Source organism: Streptomyces capparidis, assembly GCF_054782095.1.
This window is the reverse complement of sequence record NZ_BAAGTD010000008.1, coordinates 96918-112030: the sequence shown is the minus strand read 5'-3', so window position 1 is coordinate 112030 and position 15113 is coordinate 96918. Positions and strand designations below refer to the sequence as shown.

The 15113-nt window shown below is 74.1% G+C and carries 15 protein-coding genes; 1 reads left to right on the top strand and 14 read right to left on the bottom strand.

Going from position 1 to position 15113, the window contains the following annotated elements:
* Positions 1–77: 77 nt before the first annotated feature.
* Complete coding sequence (gene pyrR, locus ACYVO2_RS09420) at positions 78–641, bottom strand: bifunctional pyr operon transcriptional regulator/uracil phosphoribosyltransferase PyrR (protein ID WP_461007182.1); 564 nt, start codon at positions 639–641, stop codon at positions 78–80.
* A 452-nt stretch (positions 642–1093) separates the two neighbouring features.
* Between pyrR and bldD the strand changes: the two genes are divergently transcribed.
* Entirely contained in the window at positions 1094–1594 is a 501-nt protein-coding gene (gene bldD / locus ACYVO2_RS09415) for a transcriptional regulator BldD (RefSeq protein ID WP_461007181.1), read from the top strand.
* Between the two features lie 501 nt (positions 1595–2095).
* On the opposite strand, the gene nusB is transcribed toward bldD, so the two are convergent.
* The 13 genes from nusB to ACYVO2_RS09350 all read right to left on the bottom strand — a co-directional run bounded on the left by nusB (position 2096) and on the right by ACYVO2_RS09350 (position 15106).
* Entirely contained in the window at positions 2096–2521 is a 426-nt protein-coding gene (gene nusB / locus ACYVO2_RS09410; protein ID WP_461007180.1) for a transcription antitermination factor NusB, read from the bottom strand.
* A gap of 2 nt (positions 2522–2523) precedes the next feature.
* A complete protein-coding gene (gene efp, locus ACYVO2_RS09405) occupies positions 2524–3090 on the bottom strand; it encodes an elongation factor P (RefSeq protein ID WP_461007179.1) in 567 nt (188 codons plus the stop codon).
* A 64-nt stretch (positions 3091–3154) separates the two neighbouring features.
* Complete coding sequence (locus ACYVO2_RS09400) at positions 3155–4246, bottom strand: M24 family metallopeptidase (protein WP_461007178.1); 1092 nt, start codon at positions 4244–4246, stop codon at positions 3155–3157.
* A 100-nt stretch (positions 4247–4346) separates the two neighbouring features.
* A complete protein-coding gene (locus tag ACYVO2_RS09395) occupies positions 4347–5177 on the bottom strand; it encodes an AAA family ATPase (RefSeq protein ID WP_461007255.1) in 831 nt (276 codons plus the stop codon).
* Positions 5178–5297: 120 nt separating this feature from the next.
* Positions 5298–5738, bottom strand: coding sequence for a type II 3-dehydroquinate dehydratase (gene aroQ / locus ACYVO2_RS09390; RefSeq protein ID WP_461007177.1), 441 nt, complete (start codon positions 5736–5738; stop codon positions 5298–5300).
* A 47-nt stretch (positions 5739–5785) separates the two neighbouring features.
* On the bottom strand, positions 5786–6877 hold the full coding sequence (gene aroB / locus ACYVO2_RS09385) for a 3-dehydroquinate synthase (protein WP_461007176.1): 1092 nt from the start codon (positions 6875–6877) through the stop codon (positions 5786–5788).
* Between the two features lie 70 nt (positions 6878–6947).
* The gene (locus tag ACYVO2_RS09380; RefSeq protein WP_461007175.1) at positions 6948–7475 is read right to left on the bottom strand and encodes a shikimate kinase; all 528 of its coding nucleotides are present in this window, start codon (positions 7473–7475) and stop codon (positions 6948–6950) included.
* Positions 7472–8656: a chorismate synthase gene (gene aroC, locus ACYVO2_RS09375; RefSeq protein WP_461007174.1), complete on the bottom strand. Its 1185-nt coding sequence runs from the start codon at positions 8654–8656 to the stop codon at positions 7472–7474. The genes ACYVO2_RS09380 and aroC overlap by 4 nt, the downstream gene beginning before the upstream one ends.
* Positions 8657–8821: 165 nt before the next feature.
* Positions 8822–9658, bottom strand: a complete 837-nt coding sequence (locus tag ACYVO2_RS09370) for a shikimate dehydrogenase (RefSeq protein ID WP_461007173.1) — start codon at positions 9656–9658, stop codon at positions 8822–8824.
* Positions 9655–11484, bottom strand: coding sequence for an endolytic transglycosylase MltG (mltG, locus tag ACYVO2_RS09365; protein WP_461007172.1), 1830 nt, complete (start codon positions 11482–11484; stop codon positions 9655–9657). The genes ACYVO2_RS09370 and mltG overlap by 4 nt, the downstream gene beginning before the upstream one ends.
* A 129-nt stretch (positions 11485–11613) precedes the next feature.
* Complete coding sequence (gene ruvX / locus ACYVO2_RS09360; protein ID WP_461007171.1) at positions 11614–12084, bottom strand: Holliday junction resolvase RuvX; 471 nt, start codon at positions 12082–12084, stop codon at positions 11614–11616.
* Positions 12081–14756, bottom strand: a complete 2676-nt coding sequence (gene alaS, locus ACYVO2_RS09355) for an alanine--tRNA ligase (RefSeq protein WP_461007170.1) — start codon at positions 14754–14756, stop codon at positions 12081–12083. The genes ruvX and alaS overlap by 4 nt, the downstream gene beginning before the upstream one ends.
* Positions 14756–15106 carry a DUF6167 family protein gene (locus tag ACYVO2_RS09350; RefSeq protein WP_461007169.1) on the bottom strand — a complete coding sequence of 117 codons (351 nt, stop codon included), beginning with the start codon at positions 15104–15106 and terminating at the stop codon, positions 14756–14758. Before ACYVO2_RS09350 ends, alaS begins: the two co-directional genes overlap by 1 nt.
* Positions 15107–15113 lie beyond the last annotated feature (7 nt).

Genomic DNA, 15113 nt, shown 5'->3' with positions numbered 1-15113 from the left:
TGACTCCGTCGGATCTTCTCGTGGGCGCGCGGCAGCCCCGGGCGTGCTTCGGGCGCGGGGCGGCGTGCCGCCGGGTGTCAGGCGCGTTCTTCGGGGGCGCTGCCGAGCAGGACGGCGTCCCGGCCGTCGTACTCCGCGAGCAGGACCTTGACGGTCTCGCGCAGCGACGTGGGCAGGTTCTTGCCGACGTAGTCGGCGCGGATCGGCAGCTCCCGGTGGCCGCGGTCGACCAGGACCGCGAGCTGCACGGCGCGGGGGCGGCCGATGTCGTTCAGCGCGTCGAGGGCGGCGCGGATGGTGCGGCCGGAGAAGAGCACGTCGTCCACGAGGACCACGAGGCGGCCGTCGACCCCGTCGGCGGGGATCTCGGTGCGGCCGAGCGCCCGCGCCCGGCCGAGGCGCAGGTCGTCGCGGTACATGGTGATGTCCAGCGAGCCGGAGGGGACGGCGCGCCCGTTGATCTCGGCGAGCTTGTCGGCGAGCCGGCGGGCCAGGAAGGAGCCGCGGGTGGGGATGCCGAGGAGCACCACGTCGTCCGCGCCCTTGGCGCGCTCCACGATCTCGTGGGCGATACGGGTGAGCACCCGTGCGATGTCAGGTGCTTCGAGCACCGGTCGGGCCGAGGACAGGTCGGAGACCATGCCTGTGGGACCTCCTTCCCCGCCTCACGGGACGGGTCTTAAAGGACGTCTGATGGTTACAGCGGCAACGGTACCAGGCGTGCCGACGGGGGCGGACGGGAGGGGGAAGAGGGTGCGGAAACGTTTCCACAGGCGCCGACAACACCTGTCGTGACCGTGCGCGGGGTCCCCCCGCCGGGGTGCCGCGCCCCGCTTTGCGGAATTTTGGAGGCCCGTACACCTGCGCGAACCGGCCAGAGTGAGCTTTCCTGAGGCCCGGCTGGACCATTCGGCTTGACGAAGGCAAATTACGCTGCGTAACCTCACAGTGAGTTACCGCTCCGGTAGCCGGGACACGGAAGCGTCCCGGCGGACGCGCCCGCGGCCACACACACCGCGGCCACCGACCGGCAGCGGGATTGTTGACCACAGGATTTACCGACGATCCGCCGAGTACCACGCCGGGGAGCCATATGTCCAGCGACTACGCCAAGCAGCTCGGGGCCAAGCTCCGGGCCATCCGCACCCAGCAGGGCCTGTCCCTCCACGGCGTCGAGGAGAAGTCCCAGGGACGCTGGAAGGCCGTCGTCGTGGGCTCGTACGAGCGCGGCGACCGGGCGGTGACCGTCCAGCGCCTCGCCGAGCTCGCGGACTTCTACGGTGTGCCGGTGCAGGAGCTGCTGCCCGGCAGCACCTCGGCGGCCGCCTCCGAGCCCCCGCCGAAGCTCGTCCTCGACCTGGAGCGCCTCACCCAGCTCCCGCCGGAGAAGGCCGGTCCCCTCCAGCGCTACGCGGCCACCATCCAGAGCCAGCGCGGCGACTACAACGGCAAGGTGCTCTCCATCCGCCAGGACGACCTGCGCACCCTCGCCGTCATCTACGACCAGTCGCCCTCCGTGCTGACCGAGCAGCTCATCAGTTGGGGCGTCCTCGACGCCGACGCGCGCCGCGCGGTCCCGCAGGACGAGAGCTGACGACGCCGAAACGTCACGGCCGGGAGGCGGCCCCACCGCCTCCCGGCCTTCTTCGTACGCTCCCCCGGGACGGGGGGTGCGGGAGTGCACGCGGCGGCCCCGCGAGGGCGGCGCCGTGGGAAGAGCCCTGCGGTGCGCAGTACCGGCGGGAAGGCACGGGCGGGAACCCCGGAGGCTCCGGAGGCGGAGCCCCGACATGAGACCGAGGGCCGAAGCCCCGGGCAGGACGGTAACGCACTGCTCGGCAGGGGCACGGGGGCGAATCCGCGAGCCTCGGAGAGCGGCCCTCTCGCCCAGCCACCGGCAAGCCGGCAGCCGTCGGAGCCCAGCCCTCTTGCGCGACCCGGCGTGCCCCGGGGCCGGCCTCGGCAGGGGCAGAGGTCCACAGGGGTCCGGGGGCGGAGCCCCGACTCGAGCGCGTCCACGCCCGCGCGGAAACGCCCGCCCGGGCCACCGGCCCGGGCGGGCGTTCACATTGAGGGCCCCGCGGCCCGGGAGCGGCTAGCGGCGCAGTCCCGGCTTGAGTTCCTTGAGACGGCCGAGGAGTCCGTTGACGAACGCCGGGGAGTCGTCGGTGGAGAACTCCTTGGCGAGCTCCACCGCCTCGTCCAGCACCACCGCGTCCGGGACGTCGTCCTCCCATATCAGCTCGTACGCGCCGAGCCGCAGCACGTTCCGGTCCACGCCCGGCATCCGGTCCAGCGTCCAGCCCACCGAGTAGGTGGCCAGCAGCTCGTCGATGCGCTCCGCGTGCTCCGCGTAGCCCTCGACCAGCCGCATGGTGTACTCGCTGACCGGCGGCTGCCGGTCGTCGGTCCTGGCCAGCCGGATCCAGTCCGCGAGGACGGTCGTCGGCTTCTCGCCGCGCTGGTCGGCCTCAAAGAGGATCTGCAAGGCGCGTTTGCGCGCCTTGTTGCGAGCGGCCACGGCTAGTTGTTCACCCGACCGAGGTAATCACCGGAGCGGGTGTCGACCTTCACCTTTTCACCGGTGGTGATGAACAGCGGCACGCCGATCTCGTACCCGGTCTCCAGGCGGGCCGGCTTGGTGCCGCCGGTGGAGCGGTCGCCCTGCACACCCGGCTCGGTGTACTCGATCACCAGCTCCACGGAGGCCGGGAGCTCGACGTACAGCGGGTTGCCCTCGTGCATCGCCACGACCACGTCGAAGCCCTCGAGGAGGTAGTTCGCCGCGTCGCCCACCGTCTCCGGGGAGATGTGGATCTGGTCGTAGGTCTCGGTGTCCATGAAGACGAAGTCGGTGCCGTCCTTGTAGGAGAACTGCATGCCGCGCTTGTCCACGTTGGCCGTCTCGACCTTCACACCGGCGTTGAAGGTCTTGTCCACCACCTTGCCGGACAGCACGTGCTTGAGCTTCGTGCGGACGAAGGCGGGGCCCTTGCCGGGCTTGACGTGCTGGAACTCTACGACGGACCAGAGCTGGCCCCCGTCGAGCTTGAGCACCATGCCGTTCTTGAGGTCGTTCGTGGTGGCCACGGTTGCGGATTCTCCTGAGTGCTGCTTCGGGGACCCAGGGGCGCGCCTGAGCGCCCTCGCGGGCCTACAGGGCGAGCAGCTCCTTGGTCGTGATGGTGAGTAGCTCGGGGCCGCCGTCCGCCGCGGGGCGGACGACGAGTGTGTCGTCGATCCGGACACCGCCCCGGCCCGGGAGGTGGACCCCCGGCTCGACAGTGACCGGCACACAAGCGTCCAGTTTACCCATGGCCGCTGGTGACAACTGAGGGTCCTCGTGGATTTCCAGCCCCACGCCGTGGCCGACGGCGGGCCCCAGCAACTCGCCGTACCCGGCCCCCTCCACGACCTGCCGCACCGCGCGGTCCACCTCCCGGCAGGCGGTGCCCGGGGCGAGCGCCTCGCGCCCGGCGCGCTGGGCCGCGAAGACCAGGTCGTACAGCTCGATCTGCCAGGCGGCGGGCTCGGTGCCGATCACGAAGGTGCGGCCCACCTCGCAGCGGTAGCCCTGGTAGCGGGCGCCGAGGCAGACGGTGAGGAAGTCGCCCTCCTCCACCCGGCGCTCGCCCGGCGTGTGGTGCGGGGCGCCCGCGTTGGGGCCGGTGCCGACGCAGGTCGGGAACGCCGGGGCCTCGGCGCCGTGGTCGACCAGGCGGCGCTCCAGCTCCAGCGCCAGGTGCCGCTCGGTGCGGCCGACCAGGATGGACTCCAGCAGCTCCCCCAGGGCCTGGTCGGTGATCTCGGCGGCGACCCGCAGCGCCTGGATCTCCCGCTCCTCCTTGACCAGCCGGAGCTGCTCCACGGCCCGGTCCAGGCCGATCAGGCGCAGCCCGGGCGCGGCGGCGGCCATGGCGCGGTGGCGGGCCACGGTGAGGTGGTGCTCCTCCACGGCGAGGGCGCGCACTCCGAGCCGCTCGGCCAACTCGGCGGCGGCCACGGCGGGGTCGCCGCCGGTGGTGGGCAGCGGGTGCCGGCGCAGGTCCTCGGGCGGGCGGGTCCGCGGGTCGGAGGGCATGAGCAGGACGTCCTGGCCGGGCGCGAGGAGCAGCAGCGCGCCGGGGGGCGCGCCGCCGGTGAGGTAGCGCACGTTGGCCGCCCGCGAGATCAGGGCGCCGCATCCCCCGATCGCCGCGCAGCGATCCCGCACTCTGCCCCGTCGCGCCGCATGGACCTCGGACATACGCCGAGCGTAAGCGTGAAACGGCCGGACGGCCCGCCCGGTACGGCCACTCGGCGGGCCGGCCGGGACCGGGGCGCGCGGGACGCCCCGGCAGGGGTCCTCACCAGGTGACGGGGCCGGTCAGGCTCTGGGTGATGACCTGGTCGAGCGCGGCCGCGGAGGCGGTGACGTCCAGCGTGGAGTTGTCGATGATCGGCAGGCCGGACCCGTACCAGCCCGCCATGCGGCCGTGGATGCGGGCCACCTCCTCGTCGCTGAGGCGGCGGTTGCCGGTGCGCTCGGCGTTGCGGGCCAGCACCACCTCGAGGCCGGGCAGCAGCACCACCGGGATCAGGCCCGGCCCCACGTGCCGCTTCCAGCCGCCCAGGCCCACGGCGGGGCGGTCGGGGAAGACGGCGTCGTCGATGATGCAGGAGATGCCGTTGGCCAGGAAGTTGCGGGCCGCGAAGCCGCAGGTGCGGCGGGCCAGCCGGTACTGGGCCTCGGAGTTCTCGTTCCAGCCGGACTGCGGGTCGGCGAAGCCGGACCTGACCCACTCGCGCACGTCGTCCAGGCTGATGTGCGCGGTGGGCACGGGCCGCTTGTCCGCCCAGTACCGGGCCACCGTGGTCTTGCCCGCCCCGGCGGGGCCTATCAGCAGCACCGCGATCGGCGCCGTGGTGGTCACCGCGGGCGCCTGCGGGGCGGGCGCGGGTGCCCGCACCGCGGCCGGGGGCGGCAGCGGGAAGTGCCCGGTGCCGCCGGGGGCGGGAGGCGGCGGGGCCGCGGGCGCGGGTGCGGGCGGCGGGGCCGCCGGGGGGCGGGGGGGCGTCGGCGGGTGCGGCGGAGGAGCGGCAGGCGCCTGGTAGCCGGGGGCGGCGGGCGCCCTTCCGTCACCTGGCCCGTGGGGAACGCCCGACGGCGGGGGCAACGGCACCCCAGCATGCTGCATCTCGGCCCACTCCGTCTCCTGCGGCACGGATCCCTCCGTCGTGGACGGCCCGCGCGTTCACCTGACGAACCGTACCGCCCCCGACGGATCTCGCCTCGATGGTGGCCCGGTCAGCAGTCTTTATAGCTCATCCGCGAGGGCCCGCAGGGCCAGCCGGTAGGAACCGATCCCGAAGCCGGCGACGGTGCCCGTGGCCACCGCGGCCACCACGGAGGTGTGCCGGAAGGACTCGCGGGCGTAGGGGTTGGAGATGTGCACCTCGATCAGCGGCGCGGTGCGCTGCGCGGCGGCGTCCCGCAGGGCGTAGGAGTAGTGGGTGAACGCCCCCGGGTTCAGCACGACGGGCAGGCGCCCGTCGGCGGCTTCGTGCAGCCAGCGGACCAGCTCGCCCTCGTCGTTGGTCTCCCGGACCTCCACCTCCAGGCCCAGCTCGGCGCCGAGGGCGGTGCACTGCCGCACGAGCCCGGCGTAGGAGGTGGAGCCGTAGACGTCGGGCTCGCGGCTGCCGAGGCGGCCGAGGTTGGGGCCGTTGAGCACCAGGACCCGTGTGGGATTTTTCACGCGGTCCTGGCCGGCGGGCGCGGCGGCCTCCTGCCGCGGCGCGGCGGTCACTCGGCGACCTCCGCGTACGCGGCGACGAGCAGCGACGGGTCGGGGGCCTCCAGGACGGCCGGCCTGGCGAGCCCGTCGAGGACGATGAAGCGCAGCCGGTCGGCGCGGGACTTCTTGTCCACGCGCATGGTCTCCAGCAGCCTGGGCCACGCGTCGGCGCGGTAGGTCAGCGGCAGGCCCACGGACTCCAGGACCGCGCGGTGCCGGTCCGCGGTGGCGTCGTCCAGGCGCCCGGCGAGGCGGCCGAGCTCGGCGGCGAAGACCATGCCGACGCTGACGGCGGCGCCGTGCCGCCACTGGTAGCGCTCGGCCCGCTCGATGGCGTGGCCGAGGGTGTGGCCGTAGTTGAGGATCTCCCGCAGCCCGGACTCCTTCAGGTCGGAGGAGACCACCTCGGCCTTGACGCGGATGGCCCGCTCGATCAGCTCGGCGGTGTGCGGGCCCGCGGGGGTGCGGGCGGCCTGCGGGTCGGCCTCGACGCGGGCGAGGATCTCAGGGTCGGCGATGAAGCCCGCCTTGATCACCTCGGCGAGCCCGGAGACGTAGTCGTGGACGGGCAGCGACTCCAGGGTGGCCAGGTCCGCGAGGACGCCCGCGGGCGGGTGGAAGGCGCCGACGAGGTTCTTGCCCTCGGCGGTGTTGATGCCGGTCTTGCCGCCCACGGCCGCGTCCACCATGCCCAGCAGCGTGGTGGGCACGGCGATCCAGCGCACCCCGCGCAGCCAGGTGGCGGCGACGAAGCCGGCCACGTCGGTGGTGGCGCCGCCGCCGACGCCGACGATCACGTCGGTGCGGGTGAACCCGGTCTGGCCGAGCACCTTCCAACAGTAGGCGGCGACCTCGGCGGTCTTGGCCTCCTCGGCGTTGGGCAGTTGGACGGCCACGGCCTCGAGGCCCTGCGCGGCCAGGTCCTCGCGCACGGCCTCGCCGGTGGCGGCGAGCCCCTCGGGGTGCAGCACGGCCACGCGCCGGGCGGCGTCCCCGATCAGGCCCGGCAGCTCGCCGAGGAGGTGGCGGCCGACGAGCACCTGGTACGGGTCGGTGCCCGCGGTGCCTTCGACCTGGATGCGGGTGGGGGTGTCGGACATGCGTTCCTCGGCAGTGGAGTCGGCAGTGGAGTCGGCGGGGGTTCGGCGGGGTCGGTGCGGGGCCCGCGCGTCAGCGGGCCGGAGTCAGCTCCAGCGCCTTGGCGACGGCGTCGGCGACCTCCTCGGGGGTGCGCCCCTCGGTGGCCACCACCGCGCGGGCGACCTCGGTGTACAGCGGCCTGCGCTGCTCCATCAGCTCCCGCCAGCGGGCCCTGGGGTTGCCGATCAGCAGCGGGCGGGGGGCGTCCAGGCCCACCCGCCGGACGGCGTCGGCGAGCACCACGTCGAGGAAGACCACGGGGGCGCCGGCGAGCAGCTCCCGCGTCCCGGCGTCCATGACCGCGCCGCCGCCGAGGGAGAGCACCCCGGTGTGCTCGGCGAGGGCGGCGCGCACGGCCTGCCGCTCCAGCTCGCGGAAGCGCGGCTCGCCGTCGTCGACGAAGATCTCCGGGATGGGCTTGCCCGCCATGGCCTCGACGTCGGCGTCGGTGTCCCGGTAGGGGATCAGCAGCCGTTCGGCGAGGATGCGGCCGACGGTGGTCTTGCCCGCGCCGGGCGGGCCGACGAGGACGGCGACGGGAGCCGGGGCGCCGCTCACCTGACCACCAGGTTGTCCAGGTACCCGGTGACGTTGCGCCGGGTCTCGGCCACCGAGTCGCCGCCGAACTTCTCCGCGACGGCGTCGGCCAGCACCAGCGCCACCATCGCCTCGGCGACGATGCCGGCGGCCGGGACGGCGCACACGTCGGAGCGCTGGTGGTGGGCCTGCGCGGGCTCGCCGGTGGAGACGTCCACGGTGGCCAGGGCCCGGGGCACGGTGGCGATGGGCTTCATCGCGGCGCGCACCCGCAGCGGCTCGCCCGTGGACAGGCCGCCCTCGGTGCCACCGGAGCGGCCGGACCTGCGGCGCACGCCGTCGGGGGTGGGCTCGATCTCGTCGTGCGCCTGGGAGCCGGGCACGCGGGCCAGCTCGAAGCCGTCGCCGATCTCGACGCCCTTGATGGCCTGGATGCCCATCAGGGCGCCGGCCAGCCGCGCGTCCAGGCGGCGGTCCCAGTGGACGTGGCTGCCCAGGCCCGGCGGCAGCCCGTAGGCGAGGACCTCGACCACGCCGCCGAGGGTGTCGCCGTCCTTGTGGGCCTGGTCGATCTCGGCGACCATCGCGTCCGAGGCGTTGTGGTCCAGGCAGCGCACCGGGTCGGCGTCCAGCCTGGCCTCGTCGGCGGGCACGGGCAGCAGCCCGGCCGGGGCCTTGGCCGCGCCGAGCTCCACGACATGGCTGACGATCTCCGCGCCGACGGTCTCCCGCAGGTAGGACCTGGCCACCGTGCCGAGCGCCACCCGGGCCGCGGTCTCCCGCGCGGAGGCGCGCTCCAGCACCGGCCTGGCCTCGGTGAAGCCGTACTTCTGCATGCCGGCCAGGTCGGCGTGGCCGGGGCGGGGCCGGGTCAGCGGGGCGTTGCGGGCCAGCTCGGCGAGCACCTGGGGGTCGACCGGGTCGGCGGCCATCACCTGCTCCCACTTGGGCCACTCGGTGTTGCCGACCATGACGGCGACGGGGCTGCCCAGGGTCAGGCCGTGGCGCACTCCGCCGAGGAAGGTGACCTCGTCCCGCTCGAACTTCATGCGGGCACCGCGTCCGTAGCCGAGCCGCCGCCGCGCCAGCGCGTCGGCCACCATGCCGGTGGTGACCGGTACGCCGGCGGGCAGGCCCTCCAGCGTCGCGACGAGAGCGGGGCCGTGCGACTCCCCCGCAGTCAGCCAGCGCAACCTGCTCAACGATGCTCCTTCTCACGTCTCCGCGCACGGTCCGGCCGCTTCGGGCCGGTACCCGCCTTGTGACGATCCTCCCACGTCCCGGCCGAAGGCCACGGGCCGCGTCCACAGCGCGGGACGCGCGGCGTCCGGGCGGGCCCGCCCGCCCGGACGCCGCGGCGGGCCTGTTCAGCGCCCGGCGAGCGCCTGCTCCCCGGCCCTGCGCATCGCGGTCAGCGGCGCGGGGCGGCAGCCGGTCATCAGCTCGACCTGGAGCACCGCCTGGTGCACCAGCAGGTCCAGGCCGCCGACGACCGAGCCGCCGCGGGCCCGCCAGGCGGCGGACAGGCGGGTCGGCCAGGGGTCGTAGAGCACGTCGAACAGCGCGCCGGGCCGGTCGGGCACCGCGTCCGCCAGGGCGTCGGTGGCCCCGGCGGGGGTGGTGGAGACGACCAGGTCGGCGGTGAACGCCTCGGCGGCGCGCTCCCAGGGCACCGGGCGGGCCGCGACGCCGAGCCGCTCGGCGACCAGCCGCACCTCCTCGGCCCTGGCCGATCCCCGCGCGTACACCCGCACCTCGCCGCGGCAGATCCGGGCGAGCGCCGCGAGCGCCGAGGAGGCGGTGGCGCCGGCGCCGAGCACCGCGGCCGATCCGGCCTCGGTGACGCCGCGCTCGGCGAGGGCCGCGACCATGCCGGGGATGTCGGTGTTGTGGCCGGTCAGCCGTCCGTCCTCGGTGAACACCACCGTGTTGACCGCGTCCACGGACGCCGCCGTGGGCGTGATCTCGTCCAGCAGCGGGATCACGGCCCGCTTGAGCGGCATGGTCAGCGACAGACCGGCCCAGCGGTGCCGCTCGGGCGCGGTGCGGGCGAGGAAGCCGGGCAGCGCGGCCTCGTCCACCTCGTGCCGCTCGTAGGTCCAGTCGGCCAGGCCGAGCTCGGCGTACGCGGTGCGGTGCAGCACCGGGGAGAGCGAGTGGGCGATCGGCGACCCGAGGACCGCCGCCCGCCGGACGTCGGTCATTGCCCGCCCTCCTCCCCGCCCCCGTTCCGGCGGATGGCGTTGAACTCGTCCACGTTGCGCTGGTGCTCCTCCGGGTCGCCGGTGAAGCGGGTGTCGCCCGGCTTGACGGTGACGAAGTACAGCCAGGGCCCCTCGGGCGGGTCGATCGAGGCCTGGATCGCCTGGTGGCCCGGGTTGCTGATGGGAGCGGGCGGCAGGCCCTCGTGCTTGTAGGTGTTGTAGGGGCTGTCGAGGCCGGTGTCGTCCACCGAGACGTCCAGCGTGCTGCGGTTGAGCGCGTAGTTGATGGTGGAGTCCATCTGGAGCAGCCCGTTGGTGGCGTTGGTGTCCAGGCGGTTGTAGATGACGCGGGCCACCTTGCCGAAGTCCTTGTCCTCCTGGGCCTCGGCCTGGACGATGCTGGCCAGGGTGATGATCTCGTACGGCGTGCGGTCCAGCCTGCTCGCCGCCTGGTCGAGACCGTCCTTGGCGTACTCCCGCTCGGCCCGCTCCACCATCTCCTTGAGCACGTCCACCGGCTTGGTGTTCTTGCCGACCGCGTAGCTGGAGGGGAACAGGAAGCCCTCGGGGTTGCCCTTGGCGTACTCGGGCAGGCCGAGGTCGGCGTTCTTCGCGGCCTGCTCGGTGGTGCCGTCCTTCAGCTTCAGCCGCTTGTCGATCATCTTGTAGATCGCCGTGGCCCGCTGACCCTCGGGGATGATGAGGTTGTTGAGGCTGCTGGGGTCGGTGAGGATCCGCATGGCCGCCTCGGCGGACATCTTCTCCTTCAGGAAGTAGACGCCCGGCTGGATCGACCGCGAGCGGCTGTTGGCCTCCGCCTCCTCGGTGAAGGCGCGGACGCTCTTGATGACGCCCTTGTCGAAAAGGATGTTGGCGATGTCGCCCGAGCCCGCGCCCGCGGGCACCTCGACCTCCACCTGGCCGCTGCCCTCGCCGGAGAAGTCCGGGGGCGGGCCGAAGCGGGTCTGCCAGAAGTCGTAGCCGAAGTACCCCACGGTGCCCAGGCCGCCGCCGAGGACGAGCAGCACCACCAGGCAGGCGCAGCCGTTGCGGCGCTTCTTGGTCTTCTTGCGGCCGCGGCGGTCGCCGTCGCCCTGGGCGTCCTCGTCCTCGGCGGGCTCCTCGCCCGGCGTGCCCGCGGCGCCGTCCCGCTCCCCGGGGCCGGAGAAGAACGGGTGGTCCTCGTCGTCGGCCGGAGGGTCCTGGGGGCGCGGGCCCTCGGGCGCCGCGCCGTCCCGCGGGCCGCCGGCGCCGCCGTCCCCGGGCTGTCCGGGGTGCCCGGGCTGCCCGGGGTGTCCGGGCTGCCCGGGGTACGGCTCCTGCCCTTGCCCGGGGTACGGGCCCTGCTCGGGGTACGCGTACGGCTCGTCGGGGGCCGGGACCGGGTAGCCCTCGGGCGTCGGGTACGGGCTCTGCCCGGCGTACGGGTCGCCGGGGTAGTGCCCCTGGTACGGGTCCTGGTGCCCGTAGCCGTGCCCGGCGTACGGGTCCTGGGGGGCGGGGGGCTGCTGTCCGTACGGGTCGCCGTAGCCGTTGTACCCGTCCGCGCCCTGCCCGTAGGGGTCGTGCTGGGCGTGCGGGTCGTGCTGGCCGGGCTGGGCGTGGGGGCCGTGCGGGTCGTGCTGCCGGCCGGGGTACGGGCCCTGGGCCTGCGCGTCCCAGCCCTGCCCGCCGTCCCAGCCGGGCTCGCCCTGCGGGGCGCCCCGGTCCGTCCAGTCGCCGCCCTCCCACTGTCCGGAGGGGGCTCCGTCCGCCCACCGCGGGTCTCCGTAGCGGGGGTCCTCCGGGTGCCACGGCCCGCCGGAACCCCGGCCAAGGTCAGTCATCTATCCCCTATCACCGGGATGGCGGCGCTCGCGATCGTCGTCACTGCGCTTCGGCCGCTATTCGCTTCAGCGTTCGAACGAGCGCCCTTGCGGGTACTCACCCCCCGCGCGAACGTTACCGTACCGCGATCAGACAACCACTTCGACGCACTCGCCCGGGGGCCGCCCCGACCCTCGTTCGGCCTCCAGCGCGCTCTGGAGGATGACGACGGCCGCCGCCTGGTCCACCACCGAGCGGCCCTTCCTGGACCGCACGCCGGAGGCGCGCAGGCCGTGGGTGGCCGTGACCGTGCTCATCCGCTCGTCCACCAGGCGCACCGGCACCGGCTCCACCCGCGCCGCCAGCGTGTGCGCGAACTCGCGGACCTTGGCCGCGGCCGGGCCCTCGCGCCCGCTGAGCGAGCGCGGCAGCCCGACCACGACCTCCACGGCCTCGTACTCGGCGACGATCGCGGCCAGCCGCGCCATCGCCCTGCGGCCCGCCGGCACGGTCTCCACCGGGGTGGCCAGCAGCCCGTCGGGGTCGCACGAGGCCACCCCGATCCGCGCGTCGCCCACGTCCACCCCGATGCGCCGGCCGCGCCGGAAGGACTCGCTCATCGCCCGGCGCGCTCCGCGACCAGGCGCCGCACGGCCTCCACGGCCGCGTCCACGGCCGACGGGTCGCTGCCGCCGCCCTGCGCGACGTCGTCCTTGCCGCCGCCTCCGCCGCCGAGGGTCTTGGCGGCGGTGCGCACCAGCTCACCGGCCTTGACGCCGCGCTCCCTTGCGCCCTCGTTGGTGGCGATCACCGTCAGCGGGCGGCCGTTGGACACCGCGAACGCGGCCACCACCGCGGGACGGCCGCCGGTGATCCGGCCGCGCACGTCCAGCACCAGCCTGCGCAGGTCGTCGGCCGCGGTGCCGTCGGCGAGCCGGGCCGCCACCAGCGCCACCCCGGCCACGTCCTCGGCCTGCTCGGCCAGCCCGGCCGCCGCCTGGAGGACCTTCTCCGCGCGGAACTTCTCGATCTCCTTCTCGGCGTCCTTCAGCCTGCCCAGCAGGCCGGAGATCCGCTCCGGCAGCTCCTCGGGTCGGCCCTTGAGCAGGTCCGTCAACTGCGAGACGACGGTGTGCTCACGGGCGAGGTACTGGTAGGCGTCCACGCCGACCAGCGCCTCGACGCGGCGCACGCCCGAGCCGATGGAGGACTCCCCCAGCAGCTTGACCAGGCCGAGCTGCGCGGTGTTGTGCACGTGGGTGCCGCCGCACAGCTCCTTGGAGTAGTCGCCGATGGTGACCACGCGCACCCGGTCGCCGTACTTCTCGCCGAACTCCGCGATCGCGCCCTGCGCCTTGGCCTCGCTCATGCTCATCACCTCGGCGGTGACGTCGAGCTCGCGCGCCAGCACCTCGTTGATCTTCTGCTCGACGTCGGTGAGCACGGTGCCGGGCACCGCGCTCGGCGAGCCGAAGTCGAAGCGGAACCGGCCCGGGGAGTTCTCCGAGCCCGCCTGCGCCGCCGTCGGGCCGAGCGCGTCGCGCAGCGCCTGGTGGGTGAGGTGGGTGGCGCTGTGTGCGCGCGCGATCGCCCGGCGGCGGCCGGAGTCGATCTGCGCCCACGCCGACGCGCCGACGGTGACCTCGCCGACCTGCACCACACCCTTGTGCACGCTGACGCCGGGCACCGGCTGCTGCACGTCGCGGACCTCCACGACCGCGCCGGACTCCAGCTTGATCCGGCCGGTGTCGGCCTGCTGGCCGCCGCCCTCGGCGTAGAAGGGGGTGCGGTCGAGCACGACCTCCACCTCGTCGCCCTCGTGCGCGGCCGGCGCGGGCACGCCGTCCACCAGCAGGCCGACCACGGTGGCCTCGCCCGCGGTGTCGCTGTAGCCGGTGAAGACGGTCGAGCCGGAGCGGTCGGCGACCTCCCGGTAGGCGGTCAGGTCCGCGTGGCCCATCTTCTTGGCGCGGGCGTCCGCCTTGGCGCGCTCCCGCTGTTCCTTCATCAGGCGGCGGAAGCCGTCCTCGTCGACGGACAGGCCCTGCTCGGCCGCCATCTCCAGGGTGAGGTCGATCGGGAAGCCCCAGGTGTCGTGGAGCAGGAAGGCCTTGTCGCCCGGCAGCACGGTGCCGCCGGCGCGCTTGGTCTCGGTGACCGCGCCGTCCAGGATCGCCGTGCCGGTCTTCAGCGTCTGGAGGAACGAGCCCTCCTCGGCGAGCGCGACCTGCTCGATCCGCTTGTGCTCCTCCACCAGCTCCGGGTACTGCGGGCCCATCGCCTTGACGGTGACGTCCACCAGCTCGCGCACGGTCGGCCCGGTGGCGCCCAGCAGCCGCATGTTGCGGATGGCCCGGCGCATGATGCGGCGCAGCACGTAGCCGCGGCCCTCGTTGCCCGGGGTGACGCCGTCGCCGATGAGCATCACCGAGGTGCGGATGTGGTCGGCGACGACCCGCAGCGAGACGTCCGAGCCCTCCGCGTCGCCGTAGGCGTGCCCGGTGAGCTCGGCGGCCCGGTCGATGACCATCCGGGTGGTGTCGATCTCGTACATGTTGTGGACGCCCTGGAGGATCATCGCCAGGCGTTCCAGGCCGAGACCGGTGTCGATGTTCTTGGCGGGCAGCTCGCCGAGGATCGGGTAGTCCTCCTTGCCCTCGCCGGGACCGCGCTCGTACTGCATGAACACCAGGTTCCACAGCTCGACGTAGCGCTCGTCGTTGACGGCGGGGCCGCCCTCGGGGCCGAACTCGGGGCCGCGGTCGTAGTTGATCTCCGAGCAGGGGCCGCAGGGGCCCGGCACGCCCATGGACCAGAAGTTGGGGCCCATGCCCAGGCGCTGGATGCGCTCGGCGGGCACGCCGACGACGTCGCGCCAGATCCGCTCGGCCTCGTCGTCCTCCTGGTAGACGGTGATCCACAGCCGCTCCGGGTCGAGCCCGTAGCCGCCGTCGTCCTGGGAGGAGGTCATCAGCTCCCAGGCGAAGCGGATGGCCTCCTCCTTGAAGTAGTCGCCGAAGGAGAAGTTGCCGCACATCTGGAAGAACGTGCCGTGCCGCGTGGTCTTGCCGACCTCTTCGATGTCGGGGGTGCGCACGCACTTCTGCACGCTGACGGCGCGCTTGTACGGCGGGGTCGCCTCGCCGAGGAAGTACGGCTTGAACGGCACCATGCCGGCCGGGACCAGCAGGAGCGTCGGGTCGTCGGCGATGAGCGAGGCCGACGGCACGACGGTGTGCCCGCGCTCCTCGAAGAAGCGCAGCCAGCGGCGGCGAATCTCTGCCGACTCCATCAGTGGCCCTCTTTCCGGTTCCGGTGGTGACTGAAGTGACTGGGGTCGCCCGGCGCGGCGCCGGAGGACGGCCCCGGCAGGGCCGCCCGCTCCGGTGCCCCCGGGCGGATCTGGTACACACCCCGGCCGTCCCGGCCGAGGACCTGGTTGAGCTCCCGCTCGCGCTCGGCCATGCCGACGCGGACCTCCCGCGCGAACAGGCGAAGCCGGCCGCCCGCGACGGACGCCCGGACGGCGGCGGTCTCGGCGAGGCCGCCGGGCGTCATCCTCCGGGCCGCCCGGTTGACCTTGGTGGTCCCCCAGGCGCCGACGGCGACTCCGGCGACGAGCCAGAACAGGCGGCGGAACACGTGTCTC

What these genes read in the sequence shown, in the direction of transcription:
- pyrR (WP_461007182.1), bottom strand. Translation starts at nt 641, where the DNA reads ATGGTCTCCGACCTGTCCTCGGCCCGACCGGTGCTCGAAGCACCTGAC.
- bldD (WP_461007181.1), top strand. Translation starts at nt 1,094, where the DNA reads ATGTCCAGCGACTACGCCAAGCAGCTCGGGGCCAAGCTCCGGGCCATC.
- ACYVO2_RS09400 (WP_461007178.1), bottom strand. Translation starts at nt 4,246, where the DNA reads ATGTCCGAGGTCCATGCGGCGCGACGGGGCAGAGTGCGGGATCGCTGC.
- ACYVO2_RS09395 (WP_461007255.1), bottom strand. Translation starts at nt 5,177, where the DNA reads ATGCAGCATGCTGGGGTGCCGTTGCCCCCGCCGTCGGGCGTTCCCCAC.
- aroB (WP_461007176.1), bottom strand. Translation starts at nt 6,877, where the DNA reads ATGTCCGACACCCCCACCCGCATCCAGGTCGAAGGCACCGCGGGCACC.
- ACYVO2_RS09370 (WP_461007173.1), bottom strand. Translation starts at nt 9,658, where the DNA reads ATGACCGACGTCCGGCGGGCGGCGGTCCTCGGGTCGCCGATCGCCCAC.
- mltG (WP_461007172.1), bottom strand. Translation starts at nt 11,484, where the DNA reads ATGACTGACCTTGGCCGGGGTTCCGGCGGGCCGTGGCACCCGGAGGAC.
- ruvX (WP_461007171.1), bottom strand. Translation starts at nt 12,084, where the DNA reads ATGAGCGAGTCCTTCCGGCGCGGCCGGCGCATCGGGGTGGACGTGGGC.
- alaS (WP_461007170.1), bottom strand. Translation starts at nt 14,756, where the DNA reads ATGGAGTCGGCAGAGATTCGCCGCCGCTGGCTGCGCTTCTTCGAGGAG.